Source organism: Deltaproteobacteria bacterium, from assembly GCA_029210625.1.
GTDB lineage: Bacteria > Myxococcota > Myxococcia > SLRQ01 > SLRQ01 > JARGFU01.
The window spans coordinates 13,018-35,858 of the sequence record JARGFU010000040.1; the positions used below are offsets into that span (position 1 = coordinate 13,018).

Below are 22,841 nucleotides of genomic sequence, written 5' to 3' on the forward strand. Positions count from 1 at the left end.
AGCCTCGATGGGCTCGACCTCACTCGGCCAGTACGAGCTGCTCTCACGCATCGCTCACGGGGGGATGGCGGAGATCTTCCTCGCCAAGCGGCGAGGACCGGGCGGCTTCGACAAGCGGGTGGTGATCAAGCGGGTGCTGCCCCACCTCACGGAGAACGAGAACTTCGTGAGGATGTTCCTGGACGAGGCGCGCCTGGTCTCTCGCCTCTCCCACCCGAACATCATCCAGATCTTCGACTTCGGGGTCATCGACGGGATCTACTTCCTCTGCATGGAGCACCTCGACGGCGAGGACCTCGCCACGGTGCTGCGGGTCCTGCGGGATCGGGGCGAGCTCATGCCGCCCCAGGTGGCGGCCTCCATCCTCTCGGCGGCCTGCGACGGGATGCACTACGCCCACACCCTGGTGGACGAGGAGGGGCAGCCCCTGCGGATCGTCCACCGGGACCTCTCCCCCTCGAACCTCTTCCTCACCCTCCAGGGGGCGGTGAAGGTCCTCGACTTCGGGGTCGCCCAGATGGAGGGGAAGCTGGTCGAGACCCAGAGCGGGGTGGTGAAGGGGAAGTTCGCCTACCTCTCCCCCGAGCAGGCGCTGGGCAACGAGCTGGATCTCCGCAGCGACGTCTTCGCCCTGGGCCTGATCCTCCACGAGGCCCTCACCGGCCAGAAGGTCTTCAAGCGCGCGACCGAGGCCGCCACCCTGCGGGCGGTCCTGGAGGAGCCCATCGAGCACCCCCGCAAGCTGCGCGAGGACCTGCCCGAGGAGCTGAACCGCATCGTCATGAAGGCGCTGGCTCGCTCGCCCCTCGATCGCTGGCAGAGCGCCCAGGAGATGCGCACCGCCCTCGACGAGTTCCTCTCCTCCCGGGGCTCGGTCCCGGCGGCCGCGCAGCTCCAGGCCTTCATGCAGTCCATCGTCGGCGAGGCCCGCGCCAGCGCCTCGGCGCTCACCCCGGCGGGCAGCGGCCTGGGGGCGGTGCTGCCCCCCGCGACCGCGGCCGAGGCCCGCCTCTCGGAGATCACCCGGGAGGACGCCCCAGGCCTGGGCGCCACCTCGGTGGAGCGCACGCCCTCCCTCGGCACCTCCGGCGCCCGGCGGCCCGCGCCGGCCCCGCTGCACGTGGCGGTGACCGAGGACTACCAGCCCCAGCCCGCGCGGCACCGGCGCTCGATCTCGGTCTTCCTCGCGGTGATCCTCTGCGCCACCGTCATCGCCGGGGGGTGGTGGCTGGGGCAGGGCGCCCGGGAGGCCGAGGAGATCGGCGCCGAGCCCGCCGCGCCCGAGGCCGTGCCCGAGACCGGGCCCACGGAAGAGACGGCGGCGGCGGCCCCCGCCGAGCCCGCCGCCCCTCCCTCCGCCGGGGAGAGCGCCGCCCTCGCCGTGGCGGGCCGCACGGCCGCCGGGCTCACGGTCGGCCAGGCCGTCTCCCGCAAGGGGCGCCCGGGCGGGAAGGCGAGGGGCAAGGGCAAGGCCCCCGGCAAGGCGAAGACCGCCGCCCCGGCCGAGCCCCCGCCGGCCCCGGCCACCGGCCGGCTCGACGTCAACTGCAAGCCCTTCTGCCGGATCCACATCGACGGCGAGGACACCGGGAAGATCTCTCCGGCCCTGGGGCTGGTGCTGCCCGAGGGGGATCACCTCCTGAAGCTGGTCAACCCCCCGACCCAGCTGACCCGGGAGAAGAAGGTCCGGATCGAGGCCGGCAAGACGGCCCGGGTGACCATCACCTTCTGACCCGCCATCTCTTCGTTCCGGCGACGCCTCGGGCTAAGGTGTCGCGCCATGGTCGGGTCGAAGTGCAGCCTCCGGGGCGCCTCTTTGGCGCTGCTCGCCGCCGGGCTCCTCTGCGCGCTCCCCCACGCCGCCGCCGGGGAGAGCGGCCTGCGCGAGACCGCCGCCGGCGACGCGAAGCGGAGGCTGGTGAAAGGCCGCGACGCCCTCGACGGGATGCGCTACGCGGAGGCGATCTCCCTCCTCGGCGAGGCCCTGGAGTTCTTCCGGGAGGCGGACCTCACGCTCCACCGGGCCGCGCTCGCCGAGACCCAGGGGCTGCTGGCGGCCGCCCACCTCTTCGCCGACGACGAGGCCGAGGCCCGCAACACCCTGCGGGCCCTCTTCACCGTGGATCCCACCTGGGACCTGCCCGTCGAGCGGCGCTCACCGAAGCTCGGCGCCCTGATCGACACCGTCCGCGCCGAGCTCTCCGCCCTGCAGCGCGCGCCCCTCGAGGTGCGCTCGAGCCCCGAGGGGGCCCGGGTGATCCTCGACGGCCTCGAGCTGGGCCTCACCCCCCTGACGACCGCCCCCCTCCTCCCGGGGCGCCACGTCCTCGCCCTCGAGCGCGAGGGCGCCCTGCCCCGGCAGGAGGTGATCTTCGTCGGCCCGGACACGAAGCTCGACTGGGTCCTCGAGGCACAGCCCGAGCCCGAGCCCGAGGCGCCCGGGCCGCAGGCGCCGGTGGCCGCCGCCCCCGTGACGGCGCCGCGGCGCCCGGGCTTCCTGCGGCGGCACCGCGCCGAGCTGCTCCTGGGCACCGCCGGCGTGAGCGTGGCCTCGTCGGTGCTCCTCCTCTGGCAGGCCCAGACCCTCGCCGACGACGCGGCCTTCATCCCCCAGCCCGACACGGCGGACTACGATCGCCAGATCGGCCGCGCCCGGAACCTCAACCGGAGCGGCAACGCCCTCATCTACGTCTCGGCCGCGGCCGGCCTCCTGGGCGCCTACTACCTCTTCTCGGATGGGGCCGACGAGCCGGGCCTGAGGGCCGCCGCCCTCCCCCTCCCCGGCGGCGGCGCCCTCACCTTCGGAGGCACCTTCTGATGCGTCGCCTCCTCCCCCTCGCGCTCGTCCTCGCCCTGGCGACCAGCGCCTGCCTCGTCGGCCTGAAGCTGCCCGGCGAGGAGGGGCGCCCCTGCGGCGCCGGGGAGAGCTGCCTGCCCGGCTTCGAGTGCCGGGCCGGGGTCTGCGAGCAGAGCCTCATCGGCCGCCCCTGCGACTTCGTCTTCGACGACTGCGAGCGGGGCTTCTGCTACTTCAGCGCCGCGGCCGACGCCTTCTGCACGATCGCCTGCAGCGCCAGCAGCCAGTGCCCGGCCGGCTTCCGCTGCGCCGACCGGAGCGAGGACGGCGCCTTCGTCTGCCTGCCGCCGAGCCTGGCCGGCGGCAGCGTGGGCAGCGCCGCCCTCGGGGATCCCTGCCTCCTGGACGACGACTGCCAGTCGGGCTTCTGCGAGAGCGAGGTCTGCGCCGACACCTGCCAGCGGCAGGACGACTGCGGCGGCGACGGCAGCTACGAGTGCCAGGTCGTGAGCCGCGGGGGGAGGAGCGGCGCCTTCTGCGGCCCGACCGCCGCCAGCGGAGGCCTGCAGGGCGAGGTCTGCGCCGACTCCGCGGAGTGCGCCCGCGGCGTCTGCGCCGACAACTCCCCGGATCCCTCCACCTGCAGCGATCCCTGCTGCTCGAGCGCTGACTGCCCGCCCGGACACATCTGCTGGCTCGTGACCTGGGCCGACTGGCAGCGCGGCGACGGCCTGCCCCGCACCTGCGTGGAGTTCCAGTCCCCCGGCTCCACCCCCATCGGGGACCCCTGCGTCGACGACTACGACTGCGCCCGCGGGAGCTGCGTCATCGATCCGCAGACCGAGCGCGCCGCCTGCTCGGACGTCTGCTGCACGGACGCCGACTGCGGCGCCGGCTACCGCTGCGAGCCGATTCCCTACGACGTGGATGACGATGGGACCGACGACAGCTATCTTCCCTTCTGCGTGACCCGCCCATGAGACTCCTCCTCGCCACGCTGATCGTCGCCCTGACGCCCCTCTCCCTGCAGGCCTTCGAGGTCAAGCGGAAGGCGCCCCCCCCGACCTGGGAGGGGAAGGTCCGGAAGATCCCCACCAAGGGGAAGAAGGACGAGGACGAGGCCCCCGCGCGGAAGCCCAAGAAGACGGCCGGCCCGGGCGAGACCCTGATCTGGGGTCAGGTGGTCGACCACGAGGGCAAGGCGCGCACCGGGGGCGTGGTGAACGTGGTGGTGGACCCCGTCTCCAGCCTGGAGCGCTCCTACCCCGGCTTCGGCGAGGGCCAGGTCGAGGGGATGGAGAAGCTCGACGAGGAGGGCTGGTTCGAGATCGTGCGGAAGGTGCCCGACGGCCGCCACCTGGTGAAGGCGCTGGTGGACGAAGGCGACAACCTCCGGGTCGCCACCGCCGAGGTGGTCGTCGCCGATCGCTGGGCCGAGCCCGTGACCCTGCGGCTGGGCACCCCGGTGCAGCTCCAGGGCATCGTCACCGACACCGCCAAGAAGCCCCTGGCGAGGGTCCCGCTGGCCATCGTGCCGGTGCCGCCCCCCTCCCTCGGCGGAGAGACCGGCCTGCGCCGGCCCTCCCCCGGCAGCCTCACCCACGTGGAGAGCGCCGCCGACGGGACCTTCACCTTCGACCCCGTGGACCCGGGCCGCTACGCGGTCTTCCCCGTCGGGGCGACCTACCACACCGGCGGCACCCTCATCGTCCACGCCGGAGACAAGGCCACGCTGATCGTCAGCAAGAAGCCGATCCTCTCGGCGAAGGTGGTCGATCAGGAGGGTCACCCGATCCCGGTCTTCCAGGCGAAGCTCGACGGCGAGCCCGCCGGCTTCTTCCGCAACGGCGTGCTCGAGCTCGCCCTCGCCCGCCGCGATGCCGGCGCCGGGGTGCTCGAGCTGCTGGCCCCCGAGCACCCCGCCTACACCGTGCCCCAGTCCATCCCCCTCCAGGGCACCGACGACCTCGACCTCGGCGAGCTGAAGCTCCCCGAGGGCCGCAAGCTGCTCCTGCAGATCCGCGGCCTGGTGAAGGGGCCGAACGTCTCCGGCGGCGAGGAGGACGGGCAGGACTCCGATCACCTCGAGGTGCGGGTCTTCCGCCAGGTCGGCAGCGAGCAGGTCGAGGAGCCGGCGCTGGTCCTCCCCGAGCCCGTCAGCGAGAAGGGCGGCCTCTCCTACGAGCTCAAGGGCCTCTCCGAGGAGCCCCTCCAGTTCCTCCTCGAGGCCCCCGGCCGGGCCCCCTTCTTCCTGGAGGTGCCCAGGGGCGCCAAGAAGGTGCGGGGCCTCTTCAAGCGGGGCTCGCAGCTGGAGCTGACCGTGCTCAACCCGGGCAACCTCCCGGTGCCCGAGGCCGTGGTGCACCTGCGCCAGGAGCTGCGCGGCGTCTCCTTCCTCCACAAGGGCGTGGCGGGCCAGTACGGGCGGGTGGAGTTCTCCGGGCTCATCGGCGGGGACGCCGTCGTGCAGATCACCGCGACCGGGATGGAGCCCACCGAGCGGACCCTCGAGGTGCCCGAGCGGGGCCGCCACACCGAGCGGCTGACCCTCAAGAAGGAGAAGCCGAAGGTCGCGCCGCCGCAGGGCGGATGAGCCTCTCCGGTATCTTGACCGGGGCGGGGGAGGGATCTAGAGTCCGCCTCCCTTCACGGGATGCCTAGGTAGCTCAGTTGGTAGAGCAGGGGATTGAAAATCCCCGTGTCGGTGGTTCGATTCCGCCCCTGGGCACTCGCAAGCCCCCCTCCCCACCCGGGAGCGGGGCTTTCGATTTCCGTCCCTTGGCGCTTCTTGATTGGCTTGCGAGTGCCCAGGGGCGGACTCGGTCCCGCAGGGAGCGCGCGCTGGCGCGCGCGTCGGCCATACGGCGGGCTCGATTCCTTCAACAGCGCTTCCCGGGGCCCTGCGCTGGCCTTGAGCCCAGGTTCCGGGTGCCCGGCGGCTAGCCCTCGCCGTCCTTGCCGCCGTCCTTCTTGCTGCCGTTGCCGGCGGCGAAGCCGATCATGGCGCCGAGGGCGCCGCCGATGGCGAAGCCCATGCAACCCAGGAAGAAGACCCCGACGACGGCGCCGACGAGGCCCAGGGTGAGGGGGTACCTCCCGTCGAACTCATCGACGCCCGGGTCGTCGTGCTCCTTCTCCTCGCCCATGCTCACACTCCAGGGTGAACCACCCTACCCGATAGAGACCCGCTCCGCAGTGAGCCGTGAGCCGTGTCGGTGACCGGAGAGCACCCGAAACCACGCCAGGTATCCGGGAGCACCGCTGACAGCTGACCCCCCGAAGCTCAAGGCTCCCGCAACACCCCCAGCGCCGCCTCGATCAAGGCCTTCCGCCCCTCGGGATCATCCCAGGCCGCGAGGCCCTCTCCCGGTCCCTCGATCGGCTGACCCACGAGCCGGTGGTGGCCGTCGACGAGGATCTGGCGGGCGGGGACCCGGCAGACCTCGCCCTCGGCGCGGGCGTAGGGCTCGTCGGCCGGGAGCGGCAGCCCGCCGCGGCGACGAGGAGGAAGAGGAGGGCAGCGGCCCGGGCTCTCCCCATCACCCTCACTGCATCATCGTCCAGAAGGAGAGGATGCCGGTGCGCAGCATGGCGACGGCGATGGCGGCGAGGAAGAGGCTCATCACCTTGCCGAAGGCGCGGGTCGCGCTGGGCTTGAGGAAGCGCTCGAGCTGATCCGAGTAGTGGAGGATGACGAAGATCAGCGCGAGGTTGAGCGCCAGGCCGACGAAGACGGGGATCCGGCCGTGGGTGTCGGCCAGCACGACGGCAGCGGTCATGGTGGCGGGGCCGACGATGAGGGGGGTCCCCAGGGGGACGACCCCGGCCTCGACGTCGAGGGCCTCGAGCTCACCCCGCTTGCGGCGGTCGCGGGAGAAGACGAGGTCGTGGGAGGCGATCAGGAAGAGGATCGCCCCGCCGGCCACGCGCAGGTCATCGACGGTGATGCCGAGGAAGCGAAAGAGCTCCTGCCCGGCGAGGACCACCACCGTCGCCACGACGGCGCCGGCGAGGACCCCCCGCCGGGCGAACTGCCGCTTCTCCTTCCGGCTCGCTCCCTCGGTGAGGGAGAGGAAGATCGGCAGCACGGTCAGCGGCCCCATGGCCACGAAGAGGGGGACGAGGACCTCGGTGAAGACCTTCAGCACGGGTGAGACGGCCTCGCGCTACTCGGGGCTCTTCCAGCCGGCGCCGTCACAGTCCTGGAGGACGACGTGGCCGTCGACCTTCAGGTTGGTCCGGGTCTCGACCTTCTCGAAGGCGTAGGCGTGCTCGGCCTTGCCGGCCAGCAGCTTCGTCTTCTGGGGGCCGTAGCGGACGACGAGCTCCTCGCCCTCGACCTTCCACCAGCACTTCTCCTCGGGGTAGCTCGCCGCGGCGCCGTCGTCCTCGATGAGCTTGTCGACGCGCAGGCAGCGGGCCCCCTCGCCGAGGTGGAGGTAGGCGCCCTCGCCCTCGTGGCACCAGACGGTCTTCGGCGCGAAGGGGCTGCCCTCGGGGGGCGGCGGCGCGGCCTGGAAGGCGGCGGCGAGCTCGGCCTCGGTGGGGCCCGCGGGCTCGGGGGCCTTCGGCTGCCAGCCCGGCACGGTGAGCAGCACCTCGACCGGCGAGGTGGCCATCTCCTTCTTCTTGCCCTCGGCGCCCACGAAGAGGTGGGTCACGCCATCCCAGCGCAGGTGCGGGCGTCCCTCGATGGTGCCGTAGGCCAGCTGGACGATCTCGGTGATCTGGCCGGAGGTGATGGTGACCCGGATCCCCGGAGGGGCGGCCTCCCAGCGGCCGATCTTGGAGATGGGGAAGGACTGGCCGGGGAGCTTCTGGCTCACCTGGGCCACGCCGCCCTGCACGATGTTCAGGTGGGCCATGGCGTCGCTCGGCGCGGTGGGCTCCCAGGCCTTGCCGACGAGGGAGGGATCGTCCGCCGGGAAGGGGGCCGCGACGAAGGGGGCCGGCGCGGGCTCGGGCGTCGGCGCGGCGGCGGCCGCCTCCGGCTCGGTGGCCCCGGCGCTCTCCTTCTTCTTCTCGGGGCAGCCGGCCGCCAGACCGAGGATCGCCAGAGTGAGGGCTCCCATCCAGACACTGCGCTTCATCTCGTCCTCCCGGAACGAAGTTGGAGCCCCTCCCCTACCGGGGCCGGGGGACGGGGGCAAGAGCCCACTGGCGCCCCCCTCGATTCACCCCCGGGGGCGTCTGAGCCTATGGTGGCTCGATGCCGGACACCATGCGCATCCACCGCCGCTGCGGGGTGATCGTTCCCAGCACCGAGAAGGAGTGCGCCCGCTGCCGGGAGAGCTACCGGGAGAGCTGGGCCGCGATCCCCCGGAACGAGGCGCAGCTCTACTGGGCGCGCCTCGAGGGCCGGCTGCGCTGCACCTCCTGCGAGAACCCGGTCCCGATCAACGAGCTGGCGACCACCTCCCACACCGCCTGCCCCAGCTGCGGGCGGCCGGTCGACTTCCCGGAGGACTACTGGAAGGACTGGCTGGAGGCGGCCCGGATGGCCGCCGATCTCTGCGGACCGGAGCGGGACGCCATCGATCCCGAGGTCTGGGCGAGCCTGAAGAAGAGCGACCGCGACCGCCACGAGGTCTTCGACGCGATCGGCAAGACCGGCGCGGTGGTCGCCTACAGCTCCGTGACCCTCGGAGGGAGCAGCGAGTCCTGGGAGGTCGGCCCGGGCCACCCCTGCTGCGAGGGCTGCTCCCAGCCCCTGCAGGTGAGCCTGGAGGGAGAGGTCGTCACCCTCGCCTGCGAGGGCTGCGGCACCTCCCACCGCTACGCCCTGCCCGCCTCGCCCCACCGCATCGCGGGGCTGGTGGGGGTGGTCGCGCCGGCCCACCTGGAGGGCGCGGCCACGGTGAAGGCGGAGCCCGGCGAGGGTGAGGAGCTGAAGGTCCTGCGCTGCCCCAACTGCTCGGGCGCGCTCAGCGTCCCGGAGGGCGACGCGCCCTACTTCCCCTGCCCCTTCTGCCAGGCGAGCTGCTACCTGCCCACGCGCCTGCGCGAGGGCAGCGCCGCCGCCGTGCTCACCGAGCCCTGGTGGGCCCTCTTCCAGGGCCCCTCGCCCGAGCAGGAGAGCCTGCACGAGAAGGCGCGGGCCCACGCCGCCCGCCGGGCCGAGAAGGAGAAGAAGCGCCTGGCGCGAGAGGCCCAGCAGAAGGCCGAGTCGAAGGAGCGCAAGCGGCAGAAGCACGAGGCCGAGGCCGCGGCGGCGGCGAAGACTCGCCTGGGCCTGGTGGCGTTGGGGGTGGCGGTCGCCCTCATCGTCGGGACAACGCTCCTCTTCCTGGTGGGGTAGACGATGAGCATCGATCGAGAGGCAGCCTGGGCCAGGCTCTGCGAGTGGACGGAAGGGGCGCCCCTGCGCGGGCACGCCCGGGCGGTCGAGCTCTCGATGCGCGCCGCGGCGCTGCGCTTCGGCGAGGGGGAGCAGGACGTCGAGCGCTGGGGCATCGCCGGCCTCCTCCACGACGCCGACTACGAGAGGTGGCCCGAGGAGCACCCGCAGCGGATCGTCGCCTGGCTGCGCGAGCAGGGCGAGGAGGCGATCGCCCACGCCGTCTCGGCCCACTACACGAGGTGGGGCGTCCCCCACGAGAGCCCGCTCGACCGCGCCCTCCTCGCCTGCGACGAGCTGACGGGCTTCGTGGTGGCCTCCTGCCTGGTGCGCCCCGAGGGGGTGACCACCCTGACGCCCAAGAGCGTGAAGAAGAAGCTCAAGGACCGGCGCTTCGCCGCCGGCGTGGATCGGGACGAGGTGAACGCCGGCGCCGCGCTGCTCGGGGTCGAGCTCGGTGAGCTGATCCAGCTGATCATCGATGCCCTGAAGCCCCACGCCGAGGAGCTGGGGATCGGGCCGCGGACCTAGAGGAGAGGGCGCCGGGGGGACGATGGCATCCGACGAGACGAAGCCCGAGGGCGAGACCGCCGCCGAGGTGCCGGAGGCGAAGGAGGCCGCGGCCGAGACGGCGGCCCCCGACGAGACCCGCGACGAGCGCCGCCCGGCGGAGGGCTCGCCCGGCGCCCGCGAGGAGCGCGCCACCGAGGCAAGCGAGAGCGTGCCGGACCGGGAGGCGGGCCGCGAGCGCGGCTTCACGGCGATGACCACCAAGCGCCGCTACGCCTTCCTGCGCGAGCACGCCCGGGGCGGGCTGGGCGAGGTCTCGGTCGCCCTCGATCTGGAGCTCGACCGGGAGGTGGCCCTCAAGGAGCTCTCGGACCGCCACGCCCGCAACCCGCAGCTGCGCGACCGCTTCCTCCTGGAGGCCAAGATCACCGGCGGCCTGGAGCACCCGGGGATCGTGCCCATCTACGGCCTGGGCACCTACCGGGACGGCCGGCCCTACTACGCCATGCGCCTGGTCCGGGGTGACTCCCTCCAGGAGGCGATCGAGGCCCTGCACGAGCAGGAGCCGCCCCTCTCCTTCGACGAGAAGAGCGCCATGCGGCGTCGCCTGATCCGCCGCTTCATCTCGGTCTGCGAGGCCATCGCCTACGCCCACTCCCGCGGCGTCCTCCACCGGGACATCAAGCCGGCCAACATCATGCTCGGCCCCTACGGCGAGACGCTGGTGGTGGACTGGGGCCTGGCGAAGATCGCCGACGGTGTCGACAACCTCGAGAGGCACCTCGATCCGGAGCAGCCCGATCCGATGGCGATGCTCGACGAGGCCCACCCCACCGACACCCTGCAGGGCGTCACCCTGGGCACCCCGGCCTTCATGAGCCCGGAGCAGGCCCTCGGCCTCCACGATCAGCTGGGCCCGGCCAGCGACGTCTTCGGCCTGGGCGCCACCCTCTACACCCTGCTCACCGGCCGGCTCCCCTACGACGACTCCGACGCCCCCGGGCCGGGCGCGCCTGCCGACCCCGACGATCTCACCGCCGTCACCGAGGCCGGCGCCCTGGCGCGAGCCCGCAAGGCGGACTTCGCCCGCCCCCGCACCCTCGACCGCAGCATCCCCCCGGCCCTGGAGTCGATCTGCCTGAAGGCGATGGCCGAGCGGATCCCGGATCGCTACGCCTCGGCGCGGGGGCTGGCCGACGATCTCGAGCGCTGGCTCTCCGGCGAGCCGGTGCTCGCCCACCACGAGAACCTCCTCGAGCGCGTGCGCCGGGTCCTGCGCCGGCGGCGGACCCTGGCCCTGGTCGCCCTGGCCACCTTCGTCGGCAGCATGGCGGTGGCGCTGGTGGCCCAGCAGGAGATCCGGCGGATCACGAACCCGCCCCTCGAGGCTCGCCTGGTCGACGCCGGCCTGGTCCTGCTGGAGCGTGACGCCGACGACGACGCCGAGCCCCTCTTCCGCGAGGCGCGCGACTGGCAGCGGCAACGCGCCGCCGCCGACCCCACGGATCCGCTGGGTGCCACCGTGGGCCTGGCGCTGGCGCTGCACCGCCTCGGCCGGAGCGACGAGGGCGTCGCCCTCCTGCGGGAGCTGGTGCAGGCGCGGCGGCAGCACCTGGGCCCGGGCGCCTTCCTCACCGCCAGCGCCGAGAGCGCCCTGGGCGAGCTGCTCCTCTCCACCGGCGAGGTGGAGGAGGCCCGCCAGCTCATCGAGCGCAGCCACGTGATCCTCGAGCGCGGCCGCGCGGACGCGCCCCACATCCACCGCTGGTCGATGGAGCGGATGCGGCTGCTGCGGGCCGCCGCCGGAGAGCCCGACGCGAGGTAGTGGGCGTTGGAGCGTCGGGCGGAGGCGCTCTATGCTGGGTGGATGATTCGTTTCGGGAGGACGATGCTCTTGCTGCTCGCCTGCCTGCTGCCGCTCGCGGCGGCGGGCGCCGAGCCCACGAAGATCGCGGTGCTCGACATCCGGGCCAAGGGCGCGGTCGACCCCAGCCAGGTGGAGGGGCTCTCCTCGCTCCTGGCCTCGGAGGTCGCCGACCTCGGGCGCTTCACGGTGATCACCAGCGACGACATGCAGGAGATGCTCGGCTTCGAGGCCAAGCAGCAGCTGCTGGGCTGCACCGAGGGCACCAGCTGCCTGGCCGAGATCGGCGGCGCCCTGGGCGTGGACTACCTCCTCTCCACCGAGGTCTCCCAGGTGGGCCCGACCTGGCTGCTCACCCTGGTGCTCCTCGACGTGAGCGAGGCCAAGGCCGCCGCCCGTGACACCCGCAAGACGAGCGAGGCGGAGCTGGTCGACGCCTCGACGAAGATGGTCCGGAAGATCCTGGCCGACGTGGGCCACGCCGCCCCCGCGGGCGAGGGCGAGGGCGAGGTCGCCTCCGATCCCGCGGCCGGCGAGGAGCCCGCGGAGGAGCCCGCGGAGGAGCCCGCGGAGGAGCCCGCGAGCACGGCGGTCGCCGCCGGCGCCCCGGGCGCCTGGCACCTCGACGCGGAGCTGGGCACCCGCCTCCCCTTCGACGCGGGCCTCGGGGTGCAGCTCGAGCTGCCCCTGCGCTTCCAGGTCCGCCTCGGCTTCGGCCTCGTGCCGGGCCCCTACACCCGCTTCATCGCCAAGTTCTCCCTCGACGGTGACCCGCCCGAGCGCTACGAGGTGATGGAGACCACCCTCCAGGGTCAGTACCTCTTCCACGTCTCGGCGGGCTGGCGGCCGCTCGACTCGAAGGGCCTCGAGGTGATGGTGGGCTGGAGCTACCTCTCCGGTCCGGACCGCTCGCTCCCTCTCTCCCAGCTGCTGCGCGCCTACCCGAGCCTGGGCCCCTCCCTGCCCGCCCAGCTGGCCGGCGCGCAGGTGAACGTCGAGGTGCAGGCCGAGAGCGGTCACCTGCTCACCCTCCAGGCGGGCTGGCGCATCGCCCTCGGTGACTTCTTCCTGCGGCCGACCCTGGGCTTCACCAGGCTGCTCGCCGGCCGGCCGGATCTCGATCACCCCGGCGACGATCTCGAGCTCACCTGGCAGTGGCGCCACGACGCCGAGAGCCTGATGGACGACGACTACGATCGGATCCGGGTCTTCCATCTGGGCCTGGGCCTCGGCTACCGCGCCTTCTAGGCGGTGGACCGCGCCCTGCTCAGCGCTCGAAGAGCAGCGTGACCCAGGTGGTGTGGTCCCGGCCCAGCGCGTCCCGGGAGTGCTCCCGGCGCAGCTCGCGCAGGCCCCTCGGCGCGAGCAGCGCGGCCAGCGCGTCGGCGCGCAGGCCCGAGAAGAGACGATCGAAGCGATCGCGGCGCTGATCGTCGACCGGGCGATCGACGGGCAGGGAGATCAGCAGCCGCCCCTCGGGGGCCAGCAGGCGGGCGAGGGTCTTCGCCGCGGCCGGCAGATCCTCCAGGGGCAGGTGCTGCAGCACCGCCGAGCAGAGCAGGCCCTCGAAGGGCTCCTCCAGCAGCTCGTCCGGGAGGTCCTCCGGGAGGCTGCCGGCGAAGAGGCGCCCCTCCAGCCGGGGGTGTCGCTCGAGGGCGCAGCGGCGCAGCTCCTCCGAGGGCTCGAGGCCGAAGGCGTCCCAGCCTCCCTCGAGGAGCAGGGCGAGGTCGCGGCCCGAGCCGGTGCCCAGATCGAAGACCCGCGCGAAGGGGGGGAAGGCCTCGGCGAAGAAGGCCTCCGAGGGGCTCTCGATGGAGTGGTGCTGCTCGGCGACGCTCTTCGCGTTGGCGGCGTAGAAGGCCTGGGTGCGCTCATCGACCATCGTGAGCCCTCCTTCAGGGTGCCAGGGTCGAGCCGACCAGCACCCCGTCGGCGAAGTAGGCGCCGGTGGGTCCAGCCGGCAGCAGGTCCCAGGTCGCCTCGCCCTCGAAGGCGGCCTCTCGCAGCTCGACGATCCGCGCGCCGTCGAGCACCTCGCCGGCGACCAGCCCGCCGAGCAGACGGAAGTCCGCCGTCGGGTGCCCCGGCGAGGCCCTCGGGCACCACCGCCGCCTCGACCCCCGCCGCCGGCGTGGGCGCCTCCTCGGTCGCCGGACACCCGGCCAGCGAGAGGATCCCGAGCAGCAGGAGAGGAAGCCCCCGACTCACCCCCCGATGGTAGCACCCCGGGAACTTCTAGACCCCCTCGCCCCCCAGCTTCACCCGCAGGGACCCTGTCAGCTCCGGAGGCAGGGTCGCCGCGACCTTCCGGGCCAGGCTCCGCAGCGAGAGCCGGTTGGGGCAGCGCTGCTCGGCCTGATGATCCACGCAGGAGCAGAGCGCCTCGACCTCGGCCGGCGTCAGCTGGAGGGAGAGCCCCCGGGTGAGCCCGCTGAAGTTCAGGTTCATCACCCGCCAGCGGACGTTCCGGCCCTCGCGTTCCTGCACCAGGGGGACGCCCGCGCGATCGAGGACCTCGAGGTCCCGGTAGACGGTCCTCACCGAGACGCCGAGCAACTCGGCCAGGTCCTGGACGGTCTGGCCGCTCTTCTTCTCGAGCAGGGTCAGCAGGATCTTCCACTGTCTCGTGAACTGATCGCCTCGCATCGTCTCTCCCCCCCCCCCGGCGCGATGGATGCAAACCTAGACGACTCCCGTGTCAGAAGCGGTCAGTCCTCGCGAACCTCCTTGCTCTTTCGGGTGCGGCTGCGGGCGGCCATCTCCCGCCTCCCCCGGACGCGCCGCTCCCGGGGCGGGGGCGCGTAGCGGCGCAGCAGCTCGCGGGCCTCCTCGGCGAAGGCCTTCACCAGGGCGGCGGGCTTCACCACGGTGAGGGCGGGGCCGAAGCCGCGCAGCCAGGCCCGCAGCTCGGGGGTGTCCACCACGTCGAGGTGCAGCTCGACGCCCCCCTCGTGCTGGCGCAGCTCCTGGGAGGGGTGCCAGCGCCGCTCTCGCGCCAGGTGGGCGATGCCCTCGTCGAGCATGGCGACGAGGTGGATGCGATGACCGCCTCGATAGATCGCGAAGGCGTCCGCGAAGTAGGCGTCGAGATCGAAGCCCCCCTTGGGCTCGAAGCGCTCCTCGAGGATCTCGACCTTCTGGATCCGATCCACCAGGAAGGTGCGCACCTCTCCGCGCTTCGCGTCGTCGGCGATGAGGTAGAGCCCGCCGTCGTGGAGGTGCAGCCGCAGGGGCTCGACCAGCCGCGGGCCGGGCTTCTTCTTCCCGGGGGTGGCGTAGATCATCATCAGCCGCCGCCGCTCGCAGAGGGCGCGCCCCACCGTGGCCACGACGCCGGGCCGGGTCGCCGAGCCGCTGCGGCCACGCTCGGAGGCGCTGACCACCTCGAGGTGCTCGCGCAGCCGCTCGAGGAGCTTGCCGGGCACCGCGGCCCGCACCTTCTCCAGGGCCGCGCGCAGCCCCTCGGACCAGGGGTCGCTGCCCCGGGCGTCGAGGAAGTCCCCGGCCACGTGGAGCGCCACCACCTCGTCGAGGGTCAGCGGGACGCCCTTGCTCCAGGGGCAGTCCCCGGCGAGCCGCCAGGAGACCTCGGCGCCGTCGCGCTCGGCGACCATCGGCACGCCCACGTCCTGGAGCACCTCGAGGTCCCGGTAGACCGTCCGCACCGAGACCTTCAGCTCGGCGGAGAGCTCCCCCACCGTCGCGCCGGTGCGCCGCTTCTCGAGCATGGCCAGGAGCTTCCACTGCCGGGTGAGCTGATCGCCACGCATCGCCTCACGCTCCCTTCCGCTGCCGGCCCGCCGTGTCCGCCGCGAAGCGGAAGCGCAGGGCCAGGTTCACGCCGACCGAGAAGGGGTCGCTGAAGACGGCGATCGTCTCGCCGGCCGCGCTCTCCTCGAAGGTGGTCCGGTTGCCGTTCTGCCGCACGAAGACCTGGGCGCCGAGGACCAGGGCCTCGTCGATGAACCAGAGGGTCTCGACCCGGGCGTCGAGCTGGGGCACCGCGTCCTCTCCCAGGGGCAGGATCGTCAGCTCACCGGGTCCCCGGACGATCACCCGCCGCTGCCCGGTGAGGACGGGAGAGGGGTTCGGCCCACTCGAGACGGCGTCGACCCGCACCTGGGCCGGGCGCCACACCCCGGCGGCGAGGCCGAGGTGGAGGCGCCCGCCGGCGAGAGAGCGGCCGAGCGCCAGGTGGCCCCGCTGCCCCGCCCGCGGATGCATCGAGGCATCGAGGGCCACGAAGGGCAGGAGGCTCGGCACCGTCTCGGTGATGAAGGGAACGCTGCGGCCGAGGTAGCCCAGCTCCAGGCTCCAGCCGGCGAGCCCACCCCGGGCCACCGCGGCGAGCGCCCAGCCGGCCTGCCAGCGCGTCGCGCCGTAGTCACTCGTGTCCTCCAGATACTGCTGCAGCCACGAGCCCTCGAGGCGAAGATCCCACCAGCCGACGCCGTCGAGAGGCGGCCGGTCGAAGAAGCCATCGGTCAGCGCCGGCTCGGCGACCAGCGGCAGCCGCTCGCCCCGCGGCGACGCGAGGCCCAGGGAGCTCCACTGCAGACCCAGGCTGAAGCCGCGCACCGCGGTGCCCTGACCTCGCACCGCCTCGCGGACCAGGGTCGGAGGAGCGAGGCTGTGGCCGGCCCCCACGTGGACTCGCAGCTGCTCGGTGGGCCGCAGCGCACCGCCGAGGAAGAGCTGGTAGGAGCCCCGCTTCTCGACGCTCGACTCAGTCGCCGTCTCGATCGTCTTGTCGATGACCGCGCCCCGCAAGGAGGTGAAGACCTCGTACCAGCGGCCGTGGTGGGAGAGCTCGAGCAGGGGCGCGTCGCCCCAACCCCGGAAGGAGTGGCCCAGCCAGGTGGTGGCCAGCCCCTCGGCCGGACCCTCGCGGGGGGAGCCGAAGGGCAGGAGCTCCAGCGCGAGGCGGCCCTGCCAGAGCGGCCAGCCCAGGCGCAGGCGCGAGCCGCGGTCGCGCGCCTGCACGACGCCGCCCTGCCAGCTCGTGTCGAGGCTCAGGCCCACCACGAGCTCGAGCCGCCCCTGACCCGGCAGCCCGGTCTCCAGCCCGCCCGCCAGCTGGATCCCCCGGGACCAGGCGAGATCGCCGGCGAGGAGATCGTCCATCACGAGCCGCTCGGGCGGCGCGAAGAGCAGCCCGCCCACCGGCGCCGCGCTGGGCAGGACCGGCGCGCTCTCACTCCGGGTGGGATCGTCCGGGTGCTCGAGATCCGGCACCGACGCCGAGAGAGAGCCGCGGGCGTCCACCCACGCATCGAGGTCGAGCGCCGCGCGCGCACCGCCGGGCTGCAGCGCCGTCAGCGCCGCCACCATCCATCCGAGCTTTCTCATCCCCCCAGATCCTCCATCGGTCGGCGCCGCGTGGGTGCCGTGGGTCCGGGAGGAATATATCAGGGTTTTCCCCCATCGAGGTCCCCGGGATGTCGATTCAGAGGCAGAGGCCGGGCATCCCCATCCGGGCCCAGCGCAGCTGACACTCCTGCCAGGCGGGGCAGGAGGGCTCCTCGGGGTCGCACATCTGCGCGCAGATGCGCCGGCCCACCTCACAGGTGCTGCCCTTGGTGCAGTCGGGCGAGGTTAGGCAGCGCTGGCCGTTGGCGGTGGTGCCGGCGGGCAGGCAGTGGGGATAGCCCAGGCCGTCTCCCGGCGGGTAGCAGCCATCCCCGGGATCCGGGCAGTCCTGCCGGATCATATCGCACTCGCCCCAGCGGCAGAGGCCCGTGGCGGGATCGCGGAAGTACTCGTAGGCCGTGCAGTAGCAGAGCCCATCGCTGCCGCAGCGGCCGACCTCCGGCTCCCAGTCGTGGGTGGAGCAGGTGAGATCGTCACCGAAGGTGCAGCCGACGAGGCCGCCGTCCTCGCCGCCATCGAGCCCCGCGTCCAGCTCGCCGCCGTCCTCGCCGCCGTCCTCTCCCCGGGGCGGCAGCTCGGTCACCGAGCAGCCGACGAAGAGGGTGAAGAGCGCGAGCAGCACCGGGAGGCGAGCGGGAGAGTTCATTGCTCCGGAAATCTAGCCGCCGGCCGGCTGGCCGCCCAGACCCGAAGTAAAGGGCAGAGTGAGCCCTCGCCGCGGCCGGAGCGCAGGGGGCGGCCGACCCCCTCGCCTTCCCGACGAGGCAGTGAGCTAGGGCGCGAGCTTCCCGCTCTCGGAGAGCGCGGCCTCGATCCTCGGATCTCCCCGGGGATCGAGGGCGGGGTCCATCCCCGGCTCCAGGTAGAAGGCGTCCCCGCCGAGGTTCTCCATGCGGATCACCGGCCCCCGGAAGACGAGGGAGGAGAGGTCGGTCCAGAAGGCGCCCAGGTAGATCCGCTCACCGTCGGCGATCCCCACGAAGGGCAGGCCACCCACCCCCACCACCGGGAGCCTCCGGGCGAACTCGGAGGGATCATCCCAACCATGGGGGAAGATCGCGTGATCGCTCCAGTCGTACCACTCCATGGTGCCGATGGAGATGATGGGGTTCTCCTGGAGCTCGAGTTGCTCGAGGGGGAGGCCCTGCACCTCCACCGCGCCGAGGTCGAGATCCCGCAGCAGGTGGAGCGCGAAGCGCCGCTCCCAGCTCCAGGGAGCGACCACCGCCTCGTCGATCCACAGGCTGGCCGGCTCACCCCAGAGCTCGAACTTCCCGCAGAGGCTGACGTGGGCCGGCGAGTCCCACTCCCTGGGCTGCTCCCGCCGCACGGAGAGCACCCCCGAGACCGGCGCGTTGATCTGGCCGTTGTCGAGCAGGACGGTGACCTCGTAGGTCTGCTGGGCGGTCTCCAGATCGAAGGTGCCCTCGGTGAAGCCGCCCCAGCCGCGCACCATCAGGGTGAGCACCCGCCCCAGGGCGTCGGTGGTGTGGAGGATCAACCAGGCGCCGTCGCAGCAGCCCATGGCCAGCGGCGAGGAGGTCACCGGCAGGGGCCGCACCCGGGTCTGACCGAGGCGCAGGCTGCTCGGACCCGTGCAGGTCTCCGGTCCGCCGCCGTCGGGCGCGCCGCCGTCACGACCGGCGTCCGGGACGCCCGCGTCGAAGCCCGCGTCGAGGCCGCCGTCGTCTCGCTCTCCACCATCCTCCGGCGCTCCCGAGTCGAGGAGCTCGGCTCCGTGGGGCAGCGCGCGGGAGCAGCCGGCGGCGCCGGAGAGGAGCGCGCAGGCGAGGAGGAGCGAGAACTGCGGGCGGCACATGGTTCCCCGGAGGATAGCGAGCCCCACCCGGAGCGACTATGGGTGCGGGCATGATCGATGTCCTGCACCACAACAAGAGGGCCTGGAACGCCGAGGTCGAGAAGGGCAACGAGTGGACCCGGCCGGTCACCCCCGAGGTGATCGCCGCCGCGCGGGCGGGGGAGTGGTCCATCGTGCTCACCCCGACGAAGGCGGTGCCGCGCGACTGGTTCCCCGGGACGCTGGAGGGCTGCGAGCTCCTCGGCCTCGCCTCGGGCGGCGGGCAGCAGTGTCCCGTCCTCGCCGCCGCCGGCGCGCGGGTGACGGTGATCGACAACTCCCCCGCTCAGCTCCAGCGCGACCGGGAGGTCGCAAAGCGAGAGGGCCTCTCGATCCGCTGCGAGGAGGGCGACATGGCCGACCTCTCCCGCTTCGCCGACGAGAGCTTCGACCTCATCGTCCACCCGATCTCCAACTGCTTCGTCCCCGACGTGCTCCCGGTCTGGCGGGAGGCCTTCCGGGTGCTGAAGCCCGGGGGCGCCCTCCTCGCCGGCTTCAACAACCCGGTGATCTACCTCTTCGATCTCGAGGCCTACGAGCGGGGCGAGCTCATCGTGCGTCACCGGCTGCCCTACTCGGACCTCGACCTGCCGCCGGAGGAGCAGCGCCGCTTCACGGAAGGGGCCGAGCCCCTCGAGTTCGGGCACACCCTCGAGGATCAGCTCGGCGGTCAGCTCGCCGCGGGCTTCCAGCTCACCGCCCTCTACGAGGATCGCTGGGCGCTCGGCCGCGAGGATCCCCTCGACGCCCACCTCCCTCTCTTCCTCGCCACCCGGGCCCTGAAGCCCGCTTGACGCCGCCGGCGAGACCTCCTATATTCCGAACGGTGTTCGGAAAGAAGATGAGAGCTTGAGCCCCCGCCGCAAGAAGCCCGACCCCGAGAAGGTCCGCGAGGAGATCCTCGCCGCGGCGCGGGCGCAGGTCTCCGAGGGGGGCCCCGAGGGCCTCTCGCTGCGCGGGGTGGCCCGGGCGGTGGGCTACAGCCCGGCGGGCCTCTACGAGTACTTCGACTCGCGGGACGCCATCCTCGAGGCCCTCGCCCGGCGCGCCTCGGCCTCCCTGACCCGGGCCTTCATCGAGGGGCGGGGCAAGGCCCCCGACGAACCCCCGCTGGTGGCCCTCGGGCTCGCCTACCTGCGCTTCTCCCGGGAGAACCGGGAGGACTTCGCCCTCCTCTTCCAGCGCCTGCGCTCCACCCGCCGGGGTCTCGAGGCGCCGGTGGGCACCGACTCCTCCTACGCCCTGCTGCGCGCGGCGGTGGAGGAGGCCCGGGAGGCGGGCACCCTCGACGGGGCCGCCGATCCCGACGCCGTCGCCTACGCCTTCTGGTCCCTGGCCCACGGCATGGCCACCCTCCAGGCCGGCCACCTGCAGGGCTTCGACGCCGACTTCGAGGCGGCCGACCGGGCCGCCCTGCGCGCCCTGCTGGCCGGCTTCTCCGCCTGATCCTTTTTTTGTTCTAACCCCGAACGGTGTTCGGAAAAAACACGGGAGCAAGACCATGAGACGAGAGCACCTCCTCCTTCCCCTGGGCATCACCCTCCTGGCCGCCGCCCACCTGCGCTGGGGCGTCGATCTGATCGCCTGGCTCGCGCCGGTGCCCCTCGGCCTCCTCCACGCGCCGGCCTACCTGCTGGTGGAGCCGGCGCGGCGGGCTACACCCAGCTCCACTCCCCGGTCCTGCTGCAGAGCGTCTCCCTCTTCGGGATCGCGGGCCTCTCCTTCCTCGTCTCCTGGGGGGCCTCGATCCTCGCGGCGAGCCTGGCCCGGCGCCGCCTCGCCCGCCGCCCCGCGCTCACCTTCGCCGGGGTGCTCGCTGCGGCGCTCCTCTTCGGCGCCCTGCGTCTGGCCGCCGCGGGCGAGGGCGGCTACGCCCTCCTGCGCCCCACCCGCTTCGGCCTCTCCGCGGGCGTCGACGCCCACGGCCGGGTGCGCGGGCAGGCCAGCGCCTTCGACGCACCGGAGACGGTGCTGATCGTCGACCTGCCGAGGCGCGGCGTCACCACGCTCTACGCGCGGGCGCCCTTCCTCTTCCCCCTGGCCTGCGCCCTGCTCGTCCTCTCCGCGCTCCTGCGCGAGGCCTGGCGCGCCCTCCGCCGCCGGCGCGCGCTGCCCGCGGTGGCCTAGGAGAGCGCGCCCTGGAGGGGCTGGATCAGCTTCTCGTCGTCCTCGGCCACCCGGCCGACGCGGGCATCGACCGGGTAGGCCTCGAGCCCCTCGCGGGGCCCGAGGAGCGCGCCGGCCTCGTCCCGGCTGCGCTGCGGGTCGAGCCAGGCGCCGGCCTCGGACCAGGGCAGGAGGGCCGGCATCCGATCGTGGATCTCGGCGATGTCGGCGCCGGGCGCGGTGGTGAGGATCACGGCCACCGCGCCGAGCTCCTCCTCCCCATCCCAGGGGCGCCAGAGGCCCGCCATGGCGAGCGGGATCCCGTCCGGATCATGCAGGGCCATGGGCTGCTTCTTCTTCTGGCCCGGCACCTTCTTCCACTCGTAGTAGCCCCAGGCCGGGAGGATGCAGCGCTGCCAGCCGCTCTTCCAGTAGGAGCGCCCGCCCCCCAGCCACTTCTCGGCCTGGGCGTTGATCAGGAGCGAGCGGGCCCAGTCCGGCTGCACCCCCCAGCGCAGCTCGGCGAGGTGCACCTCGTCCGCGGCGCCGCCGGTGGCGCTCCCCGGGCGCAGGACCGGCACCGGGGTGGCCGGCGCCACGTTGAAGCGCGCCCGCGGCTCGACCTCGAGGTGCAGGGGCATCGAGAGGAGGTCGTGGATCTCCGCCCAGGAGAGCTCACCGGTGATGTAGCGGCCGCACATCGCCCGGCCAATCTATCCACCGCGGCGGGCGGGCGCTAATCGAGGCGAAAGACCTGCCCGCTGTCCAGCTCGAGGTGGGCCGGGACGATCCCCAGCCGCCCGGCGGCCTGGGCCTCGGCCAGCAGGCTCGAGGCGTGGCTCAGCCGGGCGGCCACCGCCCGGGCGTTGTGCACCTCGGAGGCGTGCAGGTCGGTGGGCTCCCCCTCGAGGTCCGCGGCGGCGACGCTCACCTGGTCCACCAGGGCCGAGAGGCTCGCCAGCTCGCGCACGGCCCGGTCGGAGAGGTCCTCGCGGGCGCGGGCGACGGCCGCGGCCACCGCCCCGCAGCGCGCGTGACCCAGCACCATCACCAGCGGCACCCCGAGGCTGGCCACCGCGAACTCCACGCTGCCGATCACCTCGGGTGAGACGACCGGCCCGGCGACCCGCACCACGAAGACGCGGCCGGGGTCGAGGTTGAAGAGGTGCGCGGGCTCGACCCGGGCGTCGGCGCAGGTCAGGACCACCGCGACGGGGGCCTGGGTCTCCACCGCCCGGCGCCAGGCGGCGCCCCCCGGCAGGGGCCGGGGGCGCTGCTCACCCCCGAGGAAGCGCGCGTGGCCCTCGAGGAGGGCGCGCAGGGCCTCCTCGGCCGGGGCGGGGAGCGCTCGGGAGTCCGGGCTCATGGCGGGGGGACGAAGTCTCCGGCGGGCTCGCTCGCGGGCGGGCCCGGCGGGGCTGCGGGGGGAGGCGTGGGCGCCCCGGCGCTGCCGGGGTCGGCGATGCCGAAGGCGGCGCCCGGCAAGATGGCCTCGATGACCACGTGCTGCGCGGTCACCTGGTAGACGAGGACCCGGCCGGTGCCTCCCACCGGCAGCCCGTGGCGGCCCTCGTAGGGGGCGCGCAGCACCACGGTCTCGAGGGGATAGGGGTTGCCCGAGAGCCCGCGGGCCGCGGCGCGCAGGCGGCGGCGCTCGTCGGCGTCGAGGCGCGAGAGCTCGTCGAGGGCGCTGTCGTGGAAGCTCACCTCGCGCGGGACGTTCCCGGCGGCCGAGGAGGGGGGCGCCGCGGGCGGGGCGGGCAGCGGCGCGGCGGTGGCCGGGGGCGCCATGCCGCTGGTGGAGGCCGGCAGCTCGGGCGCGGTGGCCGTGACCGGCGCCGAGGGATCGGCCGGCACGTTCAAAGGGACGGTGGCGCCGACGGTGCCCGGAGCGCCCTGCGGCTCGGGCGGGGCGGGGGGCGGCGGCGCGGCGACGATCTCCCGTGCCCCGAGGCGAGGCCGAGGTCCATCAGCGTGATGCTGAGGAACCCCTGGCTGC

The 22,841-nt window shown here is 73.5% G+C and carries 24 protein-coding genes and 1 tRNA gene; 12 read left to right on the forward strand and 13 right to left on the reverse strand.

What is annotated here, in order from left to right; genetic code table 11:
- Positions 1-7 precede the first annotated feature (7 nt).
- From P1V51_23385 to P1V51_23405, 5 genes are all read left to right on the forward strand, one after another.
- Positions 8-1,732 (forward strand): protein kinase, encoded by a 1,725-nt coding sequence (locus P1V51_23385; GenBank protein MDF1565998.1) that lies wholly within the window; start codon positions 8-10, stop codon positions 1,730-1,732.
- Between the two features lie 48 nt (positions 1,733-1,780).
- Positions 1,781-2,818, forward strand: coding sequence for a PEGA domain-containing protein (locus P1V51_23390; GenBank protein MDF1565999.1), 1,038 nt, complete (start codon positions 1,781-1,783; stop codon positions 2,816-2,818).
- Positions 2,818-3,777, forward strand: coding sequence for a hypothetical protein (locus tag P1V51_23395; GenBank protein ID MDF1566000.1), 960 nt, complete (start codon positions 2,818-2,820; stop codon positions 3,775-3,777). The genes P1V51_23390 and P1V51_23395 overlap by 1 nt, the downstream gene beginning before the upstream one ends.
- Positions 3,774-5,390, forward strand: a complete 1,617-nt coding sequence (locus P1V51_23400) for a carboxypeptidase-like regulatory domain-containing protein (protein MDF1566001.1) — start codon at positions 3,774-3,776, stop codon at positions 5,388-5,390. The genes P1V51_23395 and P1V51_23400 overlap by 4 nt, the downstream gene beginning before the upstream one ends.
- A gap of 62 nt (positions 5,391-5,452) precedes the next feature.
- Positions 5,453-5,525, forward strand: a tRNA-Phe gene (locus tag P1V51_23405).
- Between the two features lie 211 nt (positions 5,526-5,736).
- Here P1V51_23405 and P1V51_23410 read toward each other — a convergent pair.
- The 3 genes from P1V51_23410 to P1V51_23420 all read right to left on the reverse strand — a co-directional run bounded on the left by P1V51_23410 (position 5,737) and on the right by P1V51_23420 (position 7,869).
- A complete protein-coding gene (locus P1V51_23410) occupies positions 5,737-5,943 on the reverse strand; it encodes a hypothetical protein (protein MDF1566002.1) in 207 nt (68 codons plus the stop codon).
- 399 nt (positions 5,944-6,342) lie between these two features.
- Positions 6,343-6,945 carry a MarC family protein gene (locus tag P1V51_23415; GenBank protein ID MDF1566003.1) on the reverse strand — a complete coding sequence of 201 codons (603 nt, stop codon included), beginning with the start codon at positions 6,943-6,945 and terminating at the stop codon, positions 6,343-6,345.
- 18 nt (positions 6,946-6,963) lie between these two features.
- Positions 6,964-7,869, reverse strand: coding sequence for a hypothetical protein (locus P1V51_23420; protein MDF1566004.1), 906 nt, complete (start codon positions 7,867-7,869; stop codon positions 6,964-6,966).
- A gap of 137 nt (positions 7,870-8,006) precedes the next feature.
- On the opposite strand from P1V51_23420, the gene P1V51_23425 reads away from it, so the two are divergent.
- The 4 genes from P1V51_23425 to P1V51_23440 are packed head-to-tail and all read left to right on the forward strand — an operon-like array spanning position 8,007 to position 12,756.
- Entirely contained in the window at positions 8,007-9,095 is a 1,089-nt protein-coding gene (locus P1V51_23425) for a hypothetical protein (GenBank protein ID MDF1566005.1), read from the forward strand.
- A gap of 3 nt (positions 9,096-9,098) precedes the next feature.
- Positions 9,099-9,665 (forward strand): metal-dependent phosphohydrolase, encoded by a 567-nt coding sequence (locus P1V51_23430; GenBank protein MDF1566006.1) that lies wholly within the window; start codon positions 9,099-9,101, stop codon positions 9,663-9,665.
- Between the two features lie 22 nt (positions 9,666-9,687).
- On the forward strand, positions 9,688-11,469 hold the full coding sequence (locus P1V51_23435) for a serine/threonine-protein kinase (protein ID MDF1566007.1): 1,782 nt from the start codon (positions 9,688-9,690) through the stop codon (positions 11,467-11,469).
- A gap of 42 nt (positions 11,470-11,511) precedes the next feature.
- Positions 11,512-12,756 (forward strand): hypothetical protein, encoded by a 1,245-nt coding sequence (locus P1V51_23440; protein MDF1566008.1) that lies wholly within the window; start codon positions 11,512-11,514, stop codon positions 12,754-12,756.
- 19 nt (positions 12,757-12,775) lie between these two features.
- On the opposite strand, the gene P1V51_23445 is transcribed toward P1V51_23440, so the two are convergent.
- From P1V51_23445 to P1V51_23475, 7 genes are all read right to left on the reverse strand, one after another.
- On the reverse strand, positions 12,776-13,390 hold the full coding sequence (locus tag P1V51_23445) for a class I SAM-dependent methyltransferase (protein ID MDF1566009.1): 615 nt from the start codon (positions 13,388-13,390) through the stop codon (positions 12,776-12,778).
- 13 nt (positions 13,391-13,403) lie between these two features.
- The gene (locus P1V51_23450; protein MDF1566010.1) at positions 13,404-13,541 is read right to left on the reverse strand and encodes a hypothetical protein; all 138 of its coding nucleotides are present in this window, start codon (positions 13,539-13,541) and stop codon (positions 13,404-13,406) included.
- Positions 13,542-13,743: 202 nt separating this feature from the next.
- The gene (locus tag P1V51_23455) at positions 13,744-14,154 is read right to left on the reverse strand and encodes an HTH domain-containing protein (GenBank protein MDF1566011.1); all 411 of its coding nucleotides are present in this window, start codon (positions 14,152-14,154) and stop codon (positions 13,744-13,746) included.
- A gap of 62 nt (positions 14,155-14,216) precedes the next feature.
- On the reverse strand, positions 14,217-15,278 hold the full coding sequence (locus P1V51_23460) for a WYL domain-containing protein (protein MDF1566012.1): 1,062 nt from the start codon (positions 15,276-15,278) through the stop codon (positions 14,217-14,219).
- Between the two features lie 4 nt (positions 15,279-15,282).
- Positions 15,283-16,857, reverse strand: a complete 1,575-nt coding sequence (locus P1V51_23465; GenBank protein ID MDF1566013.1) for a hypothetical protein — start codon at positions 16,855-16,857, stop codon at positions 15,283-15,285.
- Positions 16,858-16,954: 97 nt separating this feature from the next.
- On the reverse strand, positions 16,955-17,524 hold the full coding sequence (locus P1V51_23470; GenBank protein MDF1566014.1) for a hypothetical protein: 570 nt from the start codon (positions 17,522-17,524) through the stop codon (positions 16,955-16,957).
- A 126-nt stretch (positions 17,525-17,650) separates the two neighbouring features.
- On the reverse strand, positions 17,651-18,697 hold the full coding sequence (locus P1V51_23475) for a hypothetical protein (protein ID MDF1566015.1): 1,047 nt from the start codon (positions 18,695-18,697) through the stop codon (positions 17,651-17,653).
- Between the two features lie 50 nt (positions 18,698-18,747).
- Here P1V51_23475 and P1V51_23480 point away from each other — a divergent pair, with 50 nt between their 5' ends.
- The 3 genes from P1V51_23480 to P1V51_23490 all read left to right on the forward strand — a co-directional run bounded on the left by P1V51_23480 (position 18,748) and on the right by P1V51_23490 (position 20,863).
- Positions 18,748-19,530, forward strand: a complete 783-nt coding sequence (locus P1V51_23480; GenBank protein MDF1566016.1) for a methyltransferase domain-containing protein — start codon at positions 18,748-18,750, stop codon at positions 19,528-19,530.
- A 55-nt stretch (positions 19,531-19,585) separates the two neighbouring features.
- The gene (locus P1V51_23485; GenBank protein ID MDF1566017.1) at positions 19,586-20,182 is read left to right on the forward strand and encodes a TetR/AcrR family transcriptional regulator; all 597 of its coding nucleotides are present in this window, start codon (positions 19,586-19,588) and stop codon (positions 20,180-20,182) included.
- Between the two features lie 363 nt (positions 20,183-20,545).
- The gene (locus tag P1V51_23490) at positions 20,546-20,863 is read left to right on the forward strand and encodes a hypothetical protein (GenBank protein MDF1566018.1); all 318 of its coding nucleotides are present in this window, start codon (positions 20,546-20,548) and stop codon (positions 20,861-20,863) included.
- Here the strand turns inward: P1V51_23490 and P1V51_23495 are convergent.
- From P1V51_23495 to P1V51_23505, 3 genes are all read right to left on the reverse strand, one after another.
- Positions 20,860-21,543: an SOS response-associated peptidase gene (locus P1V51_23495; protein ID MDF1566019.1), complete on the reverse strand. Its 684-nt coding sequence runs from the start codon at positions 21,541-21,543 to the stop codon at positions 20,860-20,862. The two genes, P1V51_23490 and P1V51_23495, sit on opposite strands and share 4 nt — an antisense overlap.
- Positions 21,544-21,578: 35 nt before the next feature.
- A complete protein-coding gene (locus P1V51_23500) occupies positions 21,579-22,208 on the reverse strand; it encodes a carbonic anhydrase (GenBank protein ID MDF1566020.1) in 630 nt (209 codons plus the stop codon).
- Positions 22,205-22,841, reverse strand: a 637-nt coding sequence (locus P1V51_23505; GenBank protein MDF1566021.1) for a hypothetical protein, incomplete at its 5' end; no start/stop codon positions are given. The genes P1V51_23500 and P1V51_23505, both read right to left, overlap by 4 nt.